The 17,512-nt window shown below is 69.9% G+C and carries 18 protein-coding genes, 1 tRNA gene and 2 pseudogenes; 11 read left to right on the forward strand and 10 right to left on the reverse strand.

The genetic code is table 11. The features are described from left to right. The first annotated feature begins 68 nt into the window (after positions 1-68). Complete coding sequence (locus tag OHA19_RS37900; protein WP_405722173.1) at positions 69-236, forward strand: hypothetical protein; 168 nt, start codon at positions 69-71, stop codon at positions 234-236. A 13-nt stretch (positions 237-249) separates the two neighbouring features. Here the strand turns inward: OHA19_RS37900 and OHA19_RS37905 are convergent, their stop codons facing one another. Further along, on the reverse strand, positions 250-1,320 hold the full coding sequence (locus OHA19_RS37905; RefSeq protein ID WP_405708372.1) for a DUF4419 domain-containing protein: 1,071 nt from the start codon (positions 1,318-1,320) through the stop codon (positions 250-252). Between the two features lie 150 nt (positions 1,321-1,470). Here OHA19_RS37905 and OHA19_RS37910 point away from each other — a divergent pair, with 150 nt between their 5' ends. Further along, positions 1,471-1,713 (forward strand): hypothetical protein, encoded by a 243-nt coding sequence (locus tag OHA19_RS37910; RefSeq protein ID WP_405708369.1) that lies wholly within the window; start codon positions 1,471-1,473, stop codon positions 1,711-1,713. A gap of 100 nt (positions 1,714-1,813) precedes the next feature. Here OHA19_RS37910 and OHA19_RS37915 read toward each other — a convergent pair whose 3' ends face one another. From OHA19_RS37915 to OHA19_RS37925, 3 genes are all read right to left on the reverse strand, one after another. After that, entirely contained in the window at positions 1,814-2,365 is a 552-nt protein-coding gene (locus OHA19_RS37915; RefSeq protein WP_405753129.1) for a GNAT family N-acetyltransferase, read from the reverse strand. An 84-nt stretch (positions 2,366-2,449) separates the two neighbouring features. Next, positions 2,450-3,268 carry an isocitrate lyase/phosphoenolpyruvate mutase family protein gene (locus OHA19_RS37920; protein ID WP_405708362.1) on the reverse strand — a complete coding sequence of 273 codons (819 nt, stop codon included), beginning with the start codon at positions 3,266-3,268 and terminating at the stop codon, positions 2,450-2,452. Positions 3,269-3,451: 183 nt separating this feature from the next. Beyond that, a complete protein-coding gene (locus tag OHA19_RS37925) occupies positions 3,452-3,805 on the reverse strand; it encodes a hypothetical protein (RefSeq protein WP_405708359.1) in 354 nt (117 codons plus the stop codon). Positions 3,806-4,059: 254 nt separating this feature from the next. Between OHA19_RS37925 and OHA19_RS37930 the strand changes: the two genes are divergently transcribed. Further along, positions 4,060-4,980 (forward strand): hypothetical protein, encoded by a 921-nt coding sequence (locus OHA19_RS37930; protein WP_405708356.1) that lies wholly within the window; start codon positions 4,060-4,062, stop codon positions 4,978-4,980. A 118-nt stretch (positions 4,981-5,098) separates the two neighbouring features. Here the strand turns inward: OHA19_RS37930 and OHA19_RS37935 are convergent, their stop codons facing one another. After that, positions 5,099-5,701 (reverse strand): dihydrofolate reductase family protein, encoded by a 603-nt coding sequence (locus OHA19_RS37935; RefSeq protein ID WP_405708353.1) that lies wholly within the window; start codon positions 5,699-5,701, stop codon positions 5,099-5,101. A gap of 198 nt (positions 5,702-5,899) precedes the next feature. On the opposite strand from OHA19_RS37935, the gene OHA19_RS37940 reads away from it, so the two are divergent. The 6 genes and pseudogenes from OHA19_RS37940 (at position 5,900) to OHA19_RS37965 (ending at position 9,687) form a co-directional block, all read left to right on the forward strand. Then, on the forward strand, positions 5,900-6,181 hold the full coding sequence (locus tag OHA19_RS37940; RefSeq protein WP_405708350.1) for a hypothetical protein: 282 nt from the start codon (positions 5,900-5,902) through the stop codon (positions 6,179-6,181). Positions 6,182-6,246: 65 nt separating this feature from the next. Next, a pseudogene (locus tag OHA19_RS37945) lies at positions 6,247-6,536 on the forward strand (S1 RNA-binding domain-containing protein); the annotation flags it as partial. Between the two features lie 8 nt (positions 6,537-6,544). Continuing rightward, a complete protein-coding gene (locus tag OHA19_RS37950; protein WP_405708347.1) occupies positions 6,545-6,685 on the forward strand; it encodes a hypothetical protein in 141 nt (46 codons plus the stop codon). Next, positions 6,682-7,960: pseudogene (locus OHA19_RS37955) on the forward strand (MFS transporter). Before OHA19_RS37950 ends, OHA19_RS37955 begins: the two are co-directional and overlap by 4 nt. A 299-nt stretch (positions 7,961-8,259) precedes the next feature. Further along, positions 8,260-8,895: an alpha/beta hydrolase gene (locus OHA19_RS37960; RefSeq protein WP_405708344.1), complete on the forward strand. Its 636-nt coding sequence runs from the start codon at positions 8,260-8,262 to the stop codon at positions 8,893-8,895. Between the two features lie 147 nt (positions 8,896-9,042). Beyond that, complete coding sequence (locus OHA19_RS37965; RefSeq protein WP_405708341.1) at positions 9,043-9,687, forward strand: class I SAM-dependent DNA methyltransferase; 645 nt, start codon at positions 9,043-9,045, stop codon at positions 9,685-9,687. Between the two features lie 317 nt (positions 9,688-10,004). On the opposite strand, the gene OHA19_RS37970 is transcribed toward OHA19_RS37965, so the two are convergent. Then, positions 10,005-10,679, reverse strand: coding sequence for a DUF4303 domain-containing protein (locus tag OHA19_RS37970; protein WP_405708338.1), 675 nt, complete (start codon positions 10,677-10,679; stop codon positions 10,005-10,007). A 254-nt stretch (positions 10,680-10,933) separates the two neighbouring features. On the opposite strand from OHA19_RS37970, the gene OHA19_RS37975 reads away from it, so the two are divergent. After that, positions 10,934-11,485 (forward strand): DoxX family protein, encoded by a 552-nt coding sequence (locus OHA19_RS37975; RefSeq protein ID WP_405708336.1) that lies wholly within the window; start codon positions 10,934-10,936, stop codon positions 11,483-11,485. A 139-nt stretch (positions 11,486-11,624) separates the two neighbouring features. On the opposite strand, the gene OHA19_RS37980 is transcribed toward OHA19_RS37975, so the two are convergent. From OHA19_RS37980 to OHA19_RS37995, 4 genes are all read right to left on the reverse strand, one after another. Continuing rightward, positions 11,625-11,697: transfer RNA gene (locus tag OHA19_RS37980), tRNA-OTHER, on the reverse strand. Positions 11,698-11,788: 91 nt separating this feature from the next. Continuing rightward, positions 11,789-12,970 carry a DUF1266 domain-containing protein gene (locus tag OHA19_RS37985; RefSeq protein WP_405708333.1) on the reverse strand — a complete coding sequence of 394 codons (1,182 nt, stop codon included), beginning with the start codon at positions 12,968-12,970 and terminating at the stop codon, positions 11,789-11,791. Continuing rightward, positions 12,967-14,151, reverse strand: a complete 1,185-nt coding sequence (locus OHA19_RS37990) for a DUF1266 domain-containing protein (RefSeq protein WP_405708331.1) — start codon at positions 14,149-14,151, stop codon at positions 12,967-12,969. Before OHA19_RS37990 ends, OHA19_RS37985 begins: the two co-directional genes overlap by 4 nt. Before the next feature lie 295 nt (positions 14,152-14,446). Further along, positions 14,447-16,213, reverse strand: coding sequence for a protein kinase domain-containing protein (locus OHA19_RS37995; RefSeq protein WP_405708328.1), 1,767 nt, complete (start codon positions 16,211-16,213; stop codon positions 14,447-14,449). Between the two features lie 548 nt (positions 16,214-16,761). On the opposite strand from OHA19_RS37995, the gene OHA19_RS38000 reads away from it, so the two are divergent. Further along, the gene (locus tag OHA19_RS38000; protein WP_405708326.1) at positions 16,762-17,442 is read left to right on the forward strand and encodes a class I SAM-dependent methyltransferase; all 681 of its coding nucleotides are present in this window, start codon (positions 16,762-16,764) and stop codon (positions 17,440-17,442) included. The last annotated feature ends 70 nt before the right edge of the window (positions 17,443-17,512 follow it).

Genomic DNA, 17,512 nt, shown 5'->3' on the forward strand with positions numbered 1-17,512 from the left:
CGTTTCGGCCGGCATTGCTCCGGGCCGCCCCCGTACACAGCAACGGTCGGCGCATCCGGCACGCTCCGTTGCTCACCGGGATCAACCTGCCCGACAAGGGCGGAGCGACCTGGAACGGAACGGATCTCGCCGAGGCCGACCCGGTCTCCGTCCGGCGGCACACAGGGCTGGTCCCGCAGATCTTCGCCCAGCGGCCGCTGCGGGTACGGGAGAACCTCACCCTCGGCCGGCAGTGAACCGTACGCCGGGTCACACCGCGTGATCGGTGGTCAGTTCCACCACGGCATGACCGAGCCGGGGGCGGATCCACTCGCCGTCGCGGGTGATGCCGAGTACGCCCCCCAGAAAGGCCATCCGGAATTCGCCGGCCGGAGTCTCCCAGCGGAACGGGACGTGTGAGAGATGTGCCGGAAAATCCTCCTCCGCACTGGTCCCCGGGCCGAACGACTTCTTGGGAACGGGGCCGTCGTCGGTGTACCGGTGGGCGAAGAAGGTGGTGATCCACCCCGTGACGCGATCGCCGCCGGACGCCGACTCCCACTTGTACAGCGAACGCCAGAAGTCCCGGTCCGCTCCCCACCCCGAGGCTGTCGCGCAGATCGCGTCCAGCACGGGGTGCAGGGCTTTGAACCACGGTCGCAGACCTTCGAACCACCCCTCCAGTTCACGTACGCGGGCGGCCAGAAGGCGCCAGTCCCGGCCTGAGCCCTCCAGCCTGATCCGGGGGATCCCGCAGAGCGAGACCCACTGGTAGCGGTAGTACGGGCTGACCACGTCCATCAGCGCCACCAGTGCGGCCGTGGCGTCGCCGGGAGTGGTGGTGGAGAACGTGGGCTGGAACAGATCGGCCACGTCGTCGCCGATCCGGGCCCGCAGCGGCTGCTGGACCAGGTTGATCGAGCTCTCCCAGTCCAGCGCCGCCAGGTCGTCGCGAACCGTGATGAGCTGCTGCTTCCCCGGCGTGTCGGTGAAAACGCCCTCGTACGTACGGGAGTTCAGGCGGATGTGCACGGCCGTCTCGTGCACGACGGCGTACCAGAGCACGTCGGGTGACAGGCTCAGCGGCAAGTGGGCCGTGAAACAAAGGTGGATGGCGCGCAACAGGAGGCTGGAGGCGGGTTCACCGGCCTCCGGAGCGGTCGTCGGCCAACCCACGAGCCGGTCGGTGCTGCGGTGGTGGAAGCGTGCCGTGCCGGGCAGTGCCGCCTGCAGGAAGCGTTCGTTGCCCAGTTCGGTGAGCTCGGAGGCGAGCCGGGCGGCATGGGCATCGGCAACGGCGTTCTCACCGAGCGGCAGGTCTATCTCGACAGCAATCCCCATGCTCATCCCCATTCTCATCCCCGGCAGCATCCTTCAACAGCACCGACCGACTGCGTTGGCACCGGCCGACTGCGGCAGCAATGACCGGCCGCGATTCGGACGAGCCCCTCAGGGGAGCATGGCACGCCGTCCCGCACCGTTTCCCTGCCGGTGGACCTCACCGCGCTCCTCGACCAGGTCGAGACACGTCTCACCACCCTGATCGCCGACGAACCACTGGCCGCGATCCGGGCGGCCGCCCCCCTGGAACGCATGACCCAACGCGTTGCGGCGGATGCCGTGTACAACCTCGCCACCGTGGACGGGCCGGAGTGGGACACCGTGGCCCAGGCGCTCGGCGTCAGCCGGCGGACCGCACGCTCCCGCCTCACTCGCTATGTCCTGCGCCGCTGACCGGCTCGTGGACGAGGTGATCGGCCGGGCGGTTGCCCGCCTGTCGCAAGCAGTCGTCCCGGCGCCGACCACGTTCCGGCGGTGCCCGCCAAGGTCGTCCTCAGCGGGTAGGACCCGGCTGCCCGGAGGGCGCGGGGCCGGCCTGCAGGGCCTTCTCGAGAAGCGTGAACGACTTGGGAACGCCGCCCGGCTGCTGCTTGCCTTCCTTGTGGCCGACGATCCGGTAGCCGTCGTTCACGTAATAGGCGCCCAGCCGGGCATTCCCGGCCAGGCAGTCCAGACGGACGAACGCCCGTCCCGCCTCGGCCACCCGCTGCTCCGCGGCCCGGAGCAGCAGTCGCCCCGTACCCGGACGCGCACTGCCGCGATTCACCATCAGCCGGTGCACGTAGCCGGCCACCGGCGGCTGCCGACCCCAGGCGACCTCGTCCTCCCACCACAACTCCCAGGCCCCGGCCGCACGGCCGTCGGCCTCGGCGATCCAGACCTCACCACTCGCCATGATCCGGCGGAAGTGGTCCTCGTCCAGCTCGCCGGGCTGCCACTGGCCGTTGATGCCCTCGGCGAGCATCCAGCGAGCGGCGTCGTCGCGCAGGCGGACGAGGGCGGGGGCGTCGGTGTCGTCGGCGAGGCGGAAGCACAGATCGTTCATGCTGCAATCCTCGCACCGGGGTTAAACCGGACCGTGGCGAGCCCCGGCGCGGACACCCGGCCCCGCTCCCGGCCGGTGGATCGGTCAGTGGTGCCCGGCGAGCAGTGTGTTGATCTCGGGGAAATCGATGCCGTCGGCGAGGGCGCCGTAGTCGCCTGAGCCGAAGAGTTCCTGCGCGGCGCGGCGGGCGACAGCGTAGGCGGCCTGCGCCACGCCCGAGCCGAGGCTGACGCGGGCCACTCCGAGGGCGCCGAATTCGGCGACGGTCGGGGCGCCGGGGCCGGCCATGACGTTCAGCGGCACGGAGATGCCCTCTGCCAGCGCAGCGATGGTGGCGGTGTCGGTGACACCGGGGACGAAGATGCCGTCCGCGCCCGCATCGACGTACAGGCGTGCCCGGGCAAGAGTTTCCTCGAGCCGGGTGTCCGGGGTGCCGAGCCCGAACAGGAAGGTGTCGATACGGGCGTTGAGGAACAGCCCCGCGCCTGCCCGGACGGTGGCTTGCCGGGCTGCGGCCAGCCGCGCCGCGAGCTCCGCCGGGGGACGGGTGCCGTCCTCGATGTTGATGCCGACGGCGCCCGCCGCGATCACTCCGGCGACGGTCCCGGCGACGTCGGCGGCGTCCTTCCCGTACCCGCCCTCGATATCGGCGGTGACCGGAACGTCGACGGCAGCGACGATGCGGGCGATGAGATCCAGGGCCTGTTCGCGAGCGAGGACGTCGCCGTCCGGAGCCCCCAGCGACCAGGCGACACCGGCACTGGTGGTGGCGATCGCGGGGGCGCCGGCGGCTTCGACGACACGGGAGCTCGCCACGTCCCAGGCGTTGGCGAGGGCGAGGGGTGCGGGCGGAGTGTGCAAGGAACGGAAGAGCTGTGCCCTGTCCTGCTGTGCGATGGTCATGGCCGCAATCAAACAGCGGATGTCGCCCGCCTTCTGGCGAGAATCCGACATGGACGTCGGGCCTCGCAGCGGGCGGGCGGACCGCGCGCACAACGGGCGCAGCGCACCCGCCGCCCGCATGCCACGCCGTCCGCCGCCTGCGACCCGCCCGCCCAGCCCCGGAGGCGCTTTGGGGCCGACGCGCTAGCGGAATTCGTGGACGAGTCGGATCTTGCCGACGATATGGGTGTTGAGTTCGTCGAGTTCCTCGGCAGGGACCCACAATTCGAGGATCGTCCGCCCGCCGGCCTGCTGTACGGGGTAGCGGCGCAGGAACTCCGACTCCACATCGAAACGCGTGACGAACCCCGCTCCGTCATGCTTCACGTTCCAGTCCCTGGCGATCCGGATCGCATAGTCCTCGTTGAGAACCGGGTAGAAGATGGGCTGCTCGGGAAGCCGGGGCGGCCACGCACGCCAGTTCAACTCCCGTACCAGATCCAGCTCCTTGGGGCCGGTCGGGCGCCACAAGGTCGTCGTTGCCTGCCGGCTGGTCATGGGAATCGCTCTCCGGGGGTTCGGCGGCCGCCGGAACGGCTGGTCGTGGGAACGGACGATACCCGCACGGCAAGTCGGTCGGCCACGTCGTTTCCGTACTCCGGCGGGCCCTGCCGCACAAGCCGGAAAGCGCGCTCCGGCAAATGGCGTAACCGTCGTTGGGCCGCGCCTTTGATGATCAATAACCTGACGCCCGGCGCGTGACCTCGCGCCGGTCGGACAGAGAAGGCGAGCGATTCCCGATGGAACTCCCGATGTTGCAGCGCATGGCTTGTGTCACCGCGGCGGCCGCGCTGCTGACGGCGCTCGGTACTGCCGCGGCCGGTGCGGACGGTGGCGACTGGCAGAAGGTCGGAGATGACGCCCGTAGCGGAGTCAGCGGTCTCGCGTACGAAGGCCGAGCCGCGGACGGAGAAGGGGTGTTCGCGCTGGCTGTGCACGACAACAAGCGGACCGGCGAGCAGCGCCTGTCCCGGATCACCCACCGGGAGGAGTACGACGACGTCTCCCCGATCACCTGGCACGGGCCGGAACCCGTCGACCTGGAGGCCATCGAGGCCATCCCCCAAATGCCCGGGGAGTACCTGGCGCTCGCCAGCCGTGGCATTGTCTACCGCTTGAAGGTCACCGGCTCCGCGGCGGAAGTCGTCGACTACACGCCACTGCCCGGGATCGGCGAGGGTGATGATTTCGAGAGCTTCGCGCTTGTCGCCAGGGGCGGGAAGCTTGCCGCCCTGTGGGCGGACCGGGGAGCCGGTGCGGCTCGTCCCGCCACGCTGAACGTGTCGCCGCTGTCGTTCGCTCCGTGGGGGCAGCCGCAGTTCGGTGCCGTGACGCGTCGGTCCTACGTGGCGGCGTACCCGACCGGGGAGGGGACTCGGCACATCTCCGATATTTCGGTGACCGGCTCCGGCCGGATCATCGTGAGCTCGGCGACGGACGCCGGTGACGACGGCCCGTTCGACTCTGCGGTGAGCGACGCGGGCCGGGTGACCGTGTCGGCCACCGGCCTGGTACGGGTCGTGCTCGCGACGCACCCGACCGTGCTGGGGACGTTCCCGCGGTACAAGATCGAGGCAGTGGAATGCCTGCCCGGCTCCTCCGGCACTCTCCTGGGCACCGATGACGAGAACCTCGGCGGCTACGTCCGAACCATGCCGTTCTGCGGAGCCTGACTGCGCAGTGGTGCGCCGCTCGCCCCTGAGCGTGCAGGTGCGGCGGGCCGGTCATCAGCTGGTCCTCAAGTGGGGCGGGCCAGGGATGTACCTGCGTTCGAGCCGTCGTGACCCGCCGTTACGCGGTGGGGTTTTTGCGGGCGTAGGTGAGGAATGCTGCCCCGGACTTCAGAACGGTGTGGTCGGTGAGTTCCCAGGCGCGGGGGTCGAACACCGCCTTGTGGGAGAAGAGCGGAATCCCCGAACCGATGGTCATGGGGCTCAATTTGATGATCAGCCTGTCTATCTCGGAATACAGAGCTCCGGCCAGCTCGGCACCGCCGACCAACCAGATGTCCTTGCCGTCCTGCTGCTTCAACTGCCGTACTGTCGCAGCAGGATCATCGGCGACCAGTTCCACGTCCGGGTCCGGGCTCTCGGTCAGCGTCCGGGAGAACACCAGATGGCGAAGGTGCGGGTAGGCGTTCGCCAGCCCGGCCTTGAGGCCGATCTCGTAGGAGCGCCGGCCTTCGACGACGGTGTCGAAATGCGTACCGTCGGCTGTGACGGAGAGCGCGGCACGGCCCGGGCCGGGGAGGGTCTCCGGGTACTCGGTGACGAGGTGCTGGATGTAGTCCTCGGGGATCGGCCAGAAGCCGTCCGGACCGGTGGGGTCGGAACCGTCCGGTCCTGCGATGAAACCGTCGAGAGTGGATGCGATGTAATACACGAGCTTGCGCATGGACGACCTTCCGTTGACCGAATGACAGTGGCGATCGGCGAGCGGTGCGAAGGGGACCGAGCCGTACGGCCGAGCGCCTGGAGTCTCCATGATCACCGCGTGCCTGCCATAGAGCAAGGAATGCCCGAAGACGCGAAGCTCTGGTCATGGCCACGGACCCGTGAGCCCGGTCCCCGCAGCCTCGGTTATGGTCGCTGGATGGCCTGGAGCGAGATGGAGACGGAGTACGTCGAGTACCTGCAGGCCGAGCGGCGTTCCTACGCGTGGGTGATGCGGCGGCACGGCGATCTGGCACCGGCAGAAGCCTGGGCGGCGGCCTTGGACCGCTACCCCTATGAGCCGAGCGATGCGCCGTACCGCGGGCTCATATTCCATGACGAGGCGTGGCACTGGGCGATGCTGGCCATTCATGGAGACCGGTACACGGTGGAGCGTCCCGAGCTGGCGGTGTCGTCGGCCGAGTACGTGGCCCTTGAATGAACAGCTGACACCGGGAGAGATCACGTGAGGCTCGCTCTCCGCTGCCTTGCAGCGCTTGGCGTCGCGTCAACCATCCCTCCGACGTCGTCGGAGTCGGACAGGAGATCACCGCCGAAGTGCTCGACGTCGACATGGTCCGGGAACGAGGTGCGCTGTCGCTCAGAGCGGTGCAGGAGGACCCGTGGCCGCAGGTGGCGCAGCGGATCGGGCAAGTGGTAACCGGGCCGGTGACGAACATCGTGCCGTTCGGGATCTTCGTCCGCATCGAGGACCCGGGGACGGCTTCGTGGGGCTGGTGCATACCGGAGAGGCGGCTGACATCCCCGTCGAGCGACCCGAGGATGTCGTTCGAGTGGGCACCGGATGAGGGCCGAACTCTTCGAGGTGATCGCCCGCTACCGCCACGGAGCGGGCGAAGCGCCCGAAGGCTCCGCTCCGGTGGTGCTGCAAGTGCAGGCGTTTCCGGTGGGTGCCGCGGCCCTGCCGCCGACCGGTGACGGGTGAGCGCGCCCGGCACGGCCGCATCCGCACGGCCCGCTCACCGGGACGTCAATGTCCTTCGCTGGCTTGCCGCGTACACAGCCTCGGTGACGGGCGACGTCGTGTACTTCCTCGCCATGTCCTGGGCTGCCACCCGAGCAGGTGGGCCGTCGCAGGCGGGCCTGGTGGTCGCGGCCGGGGTACTTCCCCGGGCGGTGTTCATGCTCGGCGGGGGGAGTGGTGGCCGACCGGTTCGGGCCGCGTCGGGTCGCCGTGGTCAGCGATGCGGTCCGCTGCGTGGTGATCCTCGCCATGGCCGCGGCAGTCATGTCGGTGTCGCCGAACGTGTGGCTGCTGGTCGTGGTGGCGGTGGTCTTCGGCGTGGTGGACGCGGTGTTCATGCCGGCGGTGGGTGCGCTGCCGCCACGCATCACAGCCCCCGAGCAACTCGCCAGGGTCCAGGGGATGCGAGGGCTGTCGATCCGGCTTAGCAACGCGGTCGGCCCGCTCCTGGCGGGGGCGGTGCTGGCGATCGGCGGTGCGGCCGGTGCGTTCACGGCCGCAGGGGTTCTCTTTGCCGGCTCCCTCGCCGTTCTGCTCACCGTGTGGACCGAGGCCCCGGCCGAGGCACCTCAGCGCGTCTCCGCCTGACGTGAGTTGGTCGACGGGTTGCGATACGTCCGCCGCCACCGGTTGCTCGCTCCCCTGGTCACGGTGATCGGGCTGAGCGAGATGTGCTTCAGCGGCCCGGTGGCCACCGGCCTGGTGCTCCTGGCGGACGAACGCGGCTGGGGCGCTTCGGGCATGGGCTGGATCGCCGGCGCGTTCAGCCTCGGAGGTGCTGCCGCGGGGTTGTTGCTCACCGTGGCGCCCCGGACTCCGCGTGCCGGGCCGGCGATGTCAGCGGCGTTGCTCGTGACAGCTGCGGGCGCGGTCGCGCTGGGACAGGCGCCGTCGTTGCCCGCCGCCGTGGTGTGCGGCGCCCTGATCGGCCTGTCCAGCGGGCTGACCACGGTCGTGACCAGCGCCCTGATCCAGACGGAGACCGATCCGCGATACCTCGGCCGGGTCAACTCGGTCACGACCCTGTGCACACTGGGCCTCGCACCCGTGCTCTTCCCGGCCGTTGGTGTCACGGTGTCCCTGTGGGGAGCAAAGGTGTTCTTCGCCGGATGCGGTGCGATCTGCCTGTTCGCCGCGATGCTCGGCCTGGCTGTCCCCGTGCTACGACGCGCCGGACTCCGACCGCCGCCGAGGTCTGCCGAGCCGGGATTTGCGGTGCGGCGAGCAGAGCGATGAGCTCGGTGGCGGGATCCCGGCTCGACGTCCGTGGAGGGCGGCCGCCATTCGGATTTGCTGTGGCCGCGGGAGGCGGGGCGGCTGCGGAACGAGGGTGAGGTGAGCTCGAACGGGTCTGCTGTGGTGCCGGCCTGAAGACGTTCGCCGTCAACCGTACGTTCTCCGGGACATCTCGACGTCCGTTCCGCTGTTGGCTGACGCGGTCGCGCCGCCGCGGGCAAGAGCGACAGGATCGTCACATGCGGCCGATCTTCGTTCTCGTACACAGCCCGTCCGTGGGCCCGTCGACATGGAGCCCCGTGGCAGAGCACCTGACGGCGGCGGGGTACCAGGTGCGGGTGCCGTCCCTGTTGCACATCGGTGCCGGTGCTCCGCCCTTCTGGCCCCGGATTTCCGACGCTGTCCGCGACGACCTCCGGCAGGCTCCGGTGGGCAGCCCTGTCACGTTGGTGGCACACAGCAACGCGGGCTTGTTCCTCCCGGCGATCCGTTCGGGCCTCGGCCATCCGGTGACCGGTTCCATCTTCGTCGATGCCGCGCTGCCGGCCCGGACCGGACCGACCCCGGTCGCCTCCCCCGAATTTCTGGAGTTCCTCCGCCCGATGGCGGTGAACGGCAGACTGCCGCGCTGGACGGACTGGTGGGACGAGGCGGACGTCGCCCCCATGTTCTCCGATCCGACGGTGAGACAAGCGGTCATCGAGGAGCAACCGTCCCTTCCGCTGTCCTACTACGAGCAGCACATTCCGGTCTCCGCCGGCTGGGACGACCACCCGTGCTCCTACTTGCTGTTCGGTCCTCCGTACGAGGAATGCGCCGCCGATGCGCGCGAACGCGGCTGGCGCGTGGCGCATCTGCCCGGTGCGCACCTCCATCAGATCGTGGATCCCGCGGGGACAGCCCGGCACCTCGTCGGCCTCGCCCGTGCGGCTTGACCCACCCGATCCACTGGTTTCCCTTCCGGCGGAGCGGTGACTGCGGTGATGCCGGTAGGGCCCGGCGAGGTCGAGAACAGTCGGGCTGCGCGCTTTGGAGGCCGTCGGGAACAACATCGGGCAGCTCGTCGACTACGGTGTCGGAACATGAATGTGGACGGCTGGTTGGCAGACACCCGGAGTTCCTACGACACGGTCGCGGTCAGTTACGCGGACCAACTGCGCGAGGCCCTCGGAGGGTTGCCGTACCTTCGGGCAGCACTGGCGTTGTTCGCCGACATGGTGCATGCGGCCGGTGGCGGGCCGGTGGCGGACGTGGGCTGTGGGCCGGGGCATGTCACCGCTCACCTGCATGGGTTGGGTGTCGACGCATTCGGGATCGACCTTTCACCCGCGATGATCGACGTGGCCCGGCGCGACCACCCCGGCCTGCGGTTCGAGGTGGGTTCGATGACGAACCTCAGCCTCGACGATGCGTCCGTCACCGCTCTGCTCGCCTTCTGGTCGCTGATCCATGTTCCCGATGACGAGATCCCCACAGTCCTCGGCAACTTCCGACGGGTGATGCGCCCCGGTGGACCGTTGCTGATCGGCTTTCACGTCGGCGACGAGTCGCGACTGAAGACCCAGGGCTACGGCGGCCACCCGATGAACGTCCATGTCCATCGCCGCCGGCCCGCCCGAATGGTGGACTGGCTCCGCGATGCCGGATTCACTGTCGAGGCCCAATGGCTGCTCGATCTCGACGAGAGCATTCCAGGAGCTGTTCTCTTCGCGCGTCCTGAGTCCTGAGGACTGCCGCGCGCAGTCCGCGTCGACACCGCTCACGAAGAAGCTGACGTGCGCGCGATGTGCGGCGAACGTCCCGGGTGCGGTGCTCCACCCGGGTACGACGGACGGAACGGGCCCGGTCGTCGGGTGACCGAGTCGCGCGGCAACCGTGCTCGGTCACCCGCCGAGAGTGGCCGCGGCGTCGCGTACCAACGGATCCGGATCGTCGTCACCGAGCTGCCTCAGCCGTGTGCCGTAGCGCTCACACTGTTCCGCGTTCAGCGGTGCGTCGAACAGCACGACGAGCGCGTGGCGCCGTACGACGGGCAGAGCCGAAGTCAGTGCGGCGAGCGCTCGGTGAGCGCACCGAGTGCCCGAAGCGACTCCACTGCCTGCTCGGAGGGCAACGGCGAATCGTGCGACTCGACGATGGCGACGAGCTCGTTCACCCGCTGTTCCGGAGGCAGGGCGGCCAGCCGGTCCGCCTCGCGCAGCTCGGCTTCCAGCTCGGGGAAGTGCTGACGTACCTGCGCCCGCGACAGACTCAAAGGTACGAGCTCCCACGCCTCGTCCATCGCGACGACGACGAAGTCCTTGCCCACGACCCCGTCGGCCACCAACTGCTTCCGCGCTGCCGCGCAGGCCTTGACGGCGGTACGCAGATAGCGCTGGTGGACCGCTTCCCAGTGCCGGCCGTCACCGGCCGTCGCGGCTGCCTCCAGTCGGCAGGCCCACTCCTCCTCGGCCGTTCCCGGGTCGAGTTGCCATGGCCAGTCCGCCGGGCTCCATCGCAAGGCCTGAGCATCGATCGGGTCGGACGCGGCCGCTGCGAGCCTCTCCTCGCTCGCCACGCCGACGAGCGTCCAGGCGATGGTGCCGCCGGACTCGGCGTAGAACTCATGGACAGCCGCGCCGTAGACGTGCTCGTCGGGATGCCCGGCACACATGCGGCGGACGAAACCGACGACTTGTTCCCGTATCGCCGCTTCGAGTCCGGCCCAGTCAAAACGCATCCGCGGACCCTACCAAGCGCCGTGAGGTGAGGAGACCGGTCACGAGCGTGACGGTTGCGACGACGATCGCCCGGGCAGCGAGAGGGCGGACGACCGGCCTCCACCTGCTGATACCGCGCGCACTCCACCGCTCCGGGGTCGATACCGGCCGGGGGAGGGGTAACGATGGAAAGGCAATCAGGTCTCACGCACTTCGATGCGAGAGCGGGCGGCGGCTCGATTCAGGGGCGGCAGTCCAGCCGAAGGAGCCTCCAATGAAATTCGTCGATGAGAAATTGCGTGCCCCGCCCCAGCGGGCGATCCGACTGCCGGGAGAGTCGGCGTTCTCCGCCGGCGACTGCGGTCTGCTCCTTGTCAGGATCACCTTCGGCCTCCTGATGGCCGGGCACGGGTCCCAGAAGCTCTTCGGCATATTCGGTGGTGAAGGTCTCGACGCGACGGGCAGGGGTTTCGCCGCTCTGGGATACCGCCCGGGAGCGGTCTTCGCCGTCATCGGCGGTGGTTCCGAGTTCCTGGGTGGCCTGGGGCTGGCCCTGGGGCTGTTCACCCCACTGGCATCGGCTGCCCTGATCGGCGTGATGATCAACGCCATGGCGACCGTCACCGCGGCAAATGGTCTGTGGGAATCGCAGGGCGGCGTCGAGTTCAATGTGTGTATTGCGGTCGTGGCGCTGGCCGTCGCTGCCATCGGACCCGGCCGGTTCGCCCTCGACAGACCGTTCCGCTGGGGTGGGGGCGGCTGGCCGGAAGCCGCTTTCGCGCTGTTCGTGGGCGGCATCGGCGCCGGCATAGTGCTGAGCCTTTGAGCCAAGGGCTGTCCCGCAATCCCCGGCGGGACGACGAAGCAGTCGGTTCCCCGGCCTCGACGGTGCCGTGCCGGTCGTCGGCTGCTGTGATGTGGCCACTCTGCGACGAGGCGACTTTGCGCGACGACGAGAGGTGGGACGGGGCTGACCGGATTCGAACCGGCGTCCTCCCACACGCGGTGAAGGCGCGACAACCTCTGCGCTACGGCCCCGTCCCGCTGGTGATCATACAAGCCATGCGCGTTGCGTCCCCTCCGAGTCACCGAAGGCACCGCGTGCCCCGCCAGAGCGGCGCGGCAGGGTTCAGCGCCAGGAAAGGTTCCGCCACGGGCTGCCCTCGCTCTCCGTCAGCAGCCGGTGCGCCGTGACATTGCTCTTGTAGTAGTCGCCGTATTCCTCGCCGTCGAACCGCAGCACACGGCCCAGCGCGTATCCCGCCGAGAACTCCTCCCAGGAGCGGTAGGCCGATCTGCTCAGCGCACCGGCGTGCACGATGGCCTGCTCCGCCTCGTGCGGGGCGCAGAAACGGGCGGACAGCCCCCACCTCGCCATGTTCACGGCACGCCCGTAGTCGTAGGCGACCGTAGTGGTGATCCGGCCGTCCGGCGGCAGCAGCCCGTCGGCGCGGAACCGGGCCTCGTACCTGACGATGCGCCTCACCAACTCCTCGATGTCCTTGACCGTGCCGTGGTCCGCCCCGATGTCCTGCGCGTGCCCGGCGGCCGTCTCGCGCCACAGCTCCGCGGAGGGCTGCTCGCCGAGCCCGGCCCCGAGCTGGTCACGTACCCGGAGTACGAAATCGGGCTCGGGCGGACTGTTGCGCGCGTCCAGCAGAATGTCCAACTGCCTTCGCCAGTCGGCCGGTTCCGTGATGCCCCAAGAGTCGCGGAGCAGCTCCAGCTCGCGCGAGTAGTCGTGGTAGGCGGTGCCCACCTCGTTCCAGGGCACGCCGTTGCCGACCGCCAGGTGCGCCCCGCACGCCAGCCCGTAGGCCAGTGGACCGTGCAGCGCCCCGTGCCGCAACGCGATCAGCCGGTCGTTCCTGGGACGGTCGTTCTCCGCGTGGTAGCGCATCCACATCGCGCGATGCGCAGGAGTGGCCGGGAAGGCCGCCTGGGCGGGAGTGCCGGCGTTGACGGCCAGCAGCTGATACGGGTCGCGCCAGTCGAACTCCGCCACCCACTTGAGGGAGACGGCGTGGAACACCCACTCGGGATGCCAGGGCGGCAGCATCCCCCGGGTGAGCACCGAACGGCAGCTCCGTCCGCCCTGGTCCAGGTACGAGCGCCAGGTGACCATGTCGGGAGCCGCGTCCACCTCGGTCCTCGGGGCGGCGATGAACAGCTCCTCGCCGGCCAGTACGCGCAGTTGGGCCTCCGTGTCGCCGCGTACTCCCGCTTCGTACAGCAGGTGCTCCGTTATCGACGGCGGGGCCCAGGGGACGCCAAGGGCAGGGGTGCTGGAGTACGGGGGCAGTGAATTCATGACCAGGCGATGTTCCGGTAGGGGCTGTTGGGGTCCTGTGTCAGGACGCGGTGCTGGGCGAGCGACTGCCCGTATTTCACTCCGGACGAATCGTCCTCACCGAAGTGCATCACACGGGCCAGCGAATAGCCGAGGGAGAACTGTGCCCAGGAGCCGTACGCCTGCCCGGCCAGGGCGCGGATCCGCTGCACGGCCTGTTCGGCCTCGCGCGGGTCGCAGAGGCGGGCACCGAGCGCGAGCCGTACGACGTTGACCGCCCGCCCGTAGTCGAAGGCTGCCAGGGTGTCGACCCGTTCGCCGGTGCCGAGGGCGCCGTCCGCGCGGAACCTGTCCTCGTACGTGACGGCCAGCCGCAGCGCCTCATGTGCCTCGTTCGTCTCGGAGGGTGTGGACCTGCGGCGCGCCAGCGCATCGGTGAGCGCCGCGGACCACTCCGGGACCGTGGGGGTGCGGCCCAGACGCCCGGCGAGGGCGCGACGGATCCCGAGCACCGACTCATAGGTACGGCCGACGAGCCGGGTGGCCAGCAGCGCTTCGAGAGTCTCCCGGTAGGCGGCGCGGTCCTGTACGCACCAGGGGTTGCGGAGCCTGGCGCGATCCGTGGTGTACCCCTCGTAGGCGGCGCCCAGATCGTTCCAGACGAGGCCGTTGTGCACGGCAAGATGGGCTCCGAGAGCCAGTCCGTGTGCGACCGGCCCGTGCAGCGGGCCGGCCCGATGGGCCACCAGCAGGCCGGCCCGCGGACCGCCCGACCGCTCGTGGGCCTTCAGCCACGCCCGGCGACGTCCCGGACCGGCCTCGAGAGCAACGGCGTACGGTGTGCCCGGATTGATTCCCAGCCACCGCACTCCGTCCGGCCAGCGGCGCACGAGCTCGTCGAGACCCGTCGCCTCGAACACCCAGTCGGGGTGCCAGGGCGGCAGTGCGCCGGATGTCAGCACCGTGACACACGTCCGGCCCGACGCGGGGTCCGGCTGTGCGACAAGTGGCGGAGTGAAGCCGGGAGTGTCCGCGTGCAGCCGGGCGACGAGCACGAAGAGCCTGCTCCCGGCCAGGACGTCCAGCAACGCCTCCCGGCTGCCGGCCGTCACCGTCTCGTGGAGCAGCCGTTCCGTCTCGGGCGGCGGCGCCCAGCCCGCGTACGGCGCCCCTGTCTCCGTCGTCCCTGTCCCCGTCGTCACGTTGGGATCCTATGGAACGCCTCCGGCGGCCTGGACGGCGACCTGGGACACGTGCTTCCCCAGGCCCTGTCGGCCGAGGAGTCGCCGTGGCCGTCGCTCGACGTGCGGACCGGTGGTGTCGCGGCCCACGACGCTTTGAACTGCCGGACGGCACAGGAGGCTTCGAGCGAACCGCGGCGGGAGGCCGCGGGCTACGGACGCCTCCCCGCCCGGGGCGCCGTCTCCCGGCTTCCCGCACGTCGACCGGGAGAGGAGCGAGGGGAGCAGCACGTTCGGCGGGCCGTTCGACGGCGTCTCAGCCGCGCGTGAACCAGCCGCGGGGCTGATGCGTCTGGCGCCGCAGTCGTCGCCTGTAGCGGGACTCCAGTCGGCGCGCCTCGGCCGCAAGGTAGCTCCTGGCGTTTCCCGGTTCTTCGGTCAGTGTGTTTCTCAGCTGCGCCATCATGGCAGCCGCGCGCTCGAACTCGCCTGACTCACCGAGGCTGTGGGCGTGGGCGAAGACGGTCTTCGCGGGCCATTCCCGGTCGTCGCCACGACCGGGGGCCGCCAGTTCGTCGTAGTACCGCCCTGCCGTCGCGTAATCCTTCATGAGGTAGGCGTCGTCGGCCACGGTCAGGTGGATGCGACGGCGATGGCCGTCCTCGGCAGGCAGCCCGCGGATGAGGTCGGGCAGCAAGCGCTCCAGAATGGTCCTTCGCCGTTTCACATCCTCGAACCTGTCCCGCGACAGCCCCTTGCACAGGCCCGTGGCCAGCTCGGCGCGGGCGTGCAGGGTGACCGGGTCGAAGGGGCCCAGAACGTGCTGTGCCGCTTTGATGACCTCGCGGAGTTCGGCCGTCGCCGCCGTCGTGCCCGCGTGCTCCGACTGAACCTGGTGCCCGAGGAGCAGCGCCCGTGCCTCGATCGTCCGACGGTCCTGTTCGCCGAAGACTCTCCGCAGCTTCGGGACGGTTCGGGCCAGAGCAGTGTCGGTCGGGTCCCGGTGCCACAATCGCCGCGCACGAACGAGGACGGCCTCCGTGGTCAGTGGGTCGTCCGGGCCCAGTTCCCGCTGGGCCTCGGGGATCAGCGCACCCAGCAACTCCTGGAGCTCGCCGATGTCGGAATCATCGGGCAGCGCCGTGATCTGGCCCAGTCGACGACGCAGCGCGGCACGCACGGGCTCCGCACCCTCGTCGAGGACCGTGGGCGTGTACGCGGGGGGCAGCGGCGGCGTGCTCGGCCGCGGTGCGGCGTGCTCGGCCTCCTGCGCCAGCAATGTCAGGCGTTGCGCGACAGCGGCCGCGTGGGGTGGCCGACCGGTCGCGTCCTTGGCCAGGAGGTCGAGGACGAGCCGGTCGGCGGTGGCGGAGAGCGAGGGGGCGAACGCGCTGGGCAGGGGTGGCGGTGCGCCCATGTGCTGGGCGTACAACTCCTGCCACGACGTCCCCGGGAACGGCAGCCGGCCGGTCCACAGCTCCATCAGCAGGCAGCCGAGCGAGTAGAGGTCCGAGCGTGCGTCCACCGCGCCCCGGAAGCGTTCCGGAGCCATGTACAGAGCGGTGCCGATGACACCGTTCCCGGTGAGATCGGTTCGGGAGAGCTGGTGCCGAGCGATGCCGAAGTCGAGGACCTTGAGGGTGTCCGCCGTTCCGATGATCACGTTCGCGGGTTTGATGTCGCGGTGCACGATCCCCGCCGAATGGGCCGCCTCCAGCGCCGAGCAGATCCGCCCTGCCCAGAGGACGGAGTCGTGGAAGTCGGGGAGGCCGCGCCGGAGAACCTCTCCGAGACTTTCTCCTCGTACCAGCTCCATCACCAGATAGACGAGTTCCCTCCCCTCCCAGTGGATGTGGGCGAAGTCGTGCACGGTCACGATGTTGGGATGTGCGAGAGAACCGGCGAGTTCCGCCTCCCGTACGAACCGGCGCGCGTCCTCGACGGTGTCGGGAACCCCGGTCTTCACCGCGACGTCGCGGTTCATACGCAGATCGCGGCCCTGCCAGACGGTGCCGAACCCCCCGGCACCCAGCTGGGAGTCCAGCCTGTAACGCCCGTCCAGTACATCCCCTGCCTGAGGCACGTTCTGTTCCCCCTGTGTCCCCGCCATCAACGACTCCCCGCATTCTTGGGTCGGCGTAAGCCATTTGTCACCAGGCCGAGAGCAAGGGCTGTGGGGATCTTCGGTACCAGCGAACAGACCGCCGTGCGCCACCACGACACCGCCTGCCCGGAACGCACCGCGAAGCTGCCAGGACAGCCGACCCCCGTCGATCTCGGCAGCCCGGCCGACCCCGCCACCGACGAAGGCCCGCGTCCACAGGCGTTCCCGGCGGGGCCGCGGTTGTGCGGATCTGCCTCGACGACGGCACGAAAGCCCTGCTGTGCAAGCGCTACGGGCGCCCCTGATCACAGTCACAGCTCCGGTGTACCGGGAACAAACCCAGCCCGCTCGTACCGCTCGCCCCCTCTGAGCGCACCTCCGCCTCGGGAGCCAACGCCCCGGTCGATACTCGGCCTTCAATGAGAAGTGCTCAGCGCTGGCTGCGACAGGTCGGCCGTCCCTCGGCCGTTTTGCCGGACCGGCAACAGGAGTGGCGTGACCCGAACGCGATGGACAACGGTGGGCCCATGACCGACAACATCGCAGCAGGATCGCCCATGTCCGACACCCCCTCGCCCGTCGACGGATACGTCGGAGACCCCGCAGTGCGGGCGGAGTGGGACAGCCGGTACGCCGACCGACAACAGCTGTGGAGCGGCCGGCCCAACGGTGCACTCGTGGCCGAGAGCGCCGGGCTCACCCCCGGGCGGGTGCTCGATGTCGGCTGCGGCGAGGGCGCGGACGCCGTCTGGCTCGCGCGCAACGGCTGGGACGTGACCGCGCTCGAGGTCTCGGGCGTGGCGCTGGAGCGGGCGGCCGGGCACGCGCGGGACGCCGGCCTCGCCGTTCGCTGGGTACACGCCGCACTGACGGAGGCGATGCTCCCGCCGGCCTCCTTCGACCTGGTCTCCGCGCAGTACCCGGCTCTGTTGCGCACCGCCGACTCCGCGGCCGAGCGAGCACTCCTCGCGGCCGTCGCGCCCGGCGGCGTACTGCTGCTCGTACACCACGCGGGGATGGACACCCAGCAGGCCGACGACGGCGGCTTCGACCCGGCCGACTACGTCTGGCCCTCGATGGTCGTCGCCCTGCTCAACGACGACTGGGAGGTGGAGGTGAACGAACAACGGCCACGGGTGGCACCCGACAGCGGTGCCGGCGCGCACCATACCGACGACCTGGTGCTGCGCGCGCGCCGACTGCGCTGAGACCCCCTCGCTCGCAGCAGACCCGGCAACTGTGCGGACTCGATGACCGGGCCGCTGGCAACGGACTGCG

It is taken from the genome of Streptomyces sp. NBC_00012 (genome assembly GCF_045040875.1).
Taxonomy (GTDB): domain Bacteria; phylum Actinomycetota; class Actinomycetes; order Streptomycetales; family Streptomycetaceae; genus Streptomyces.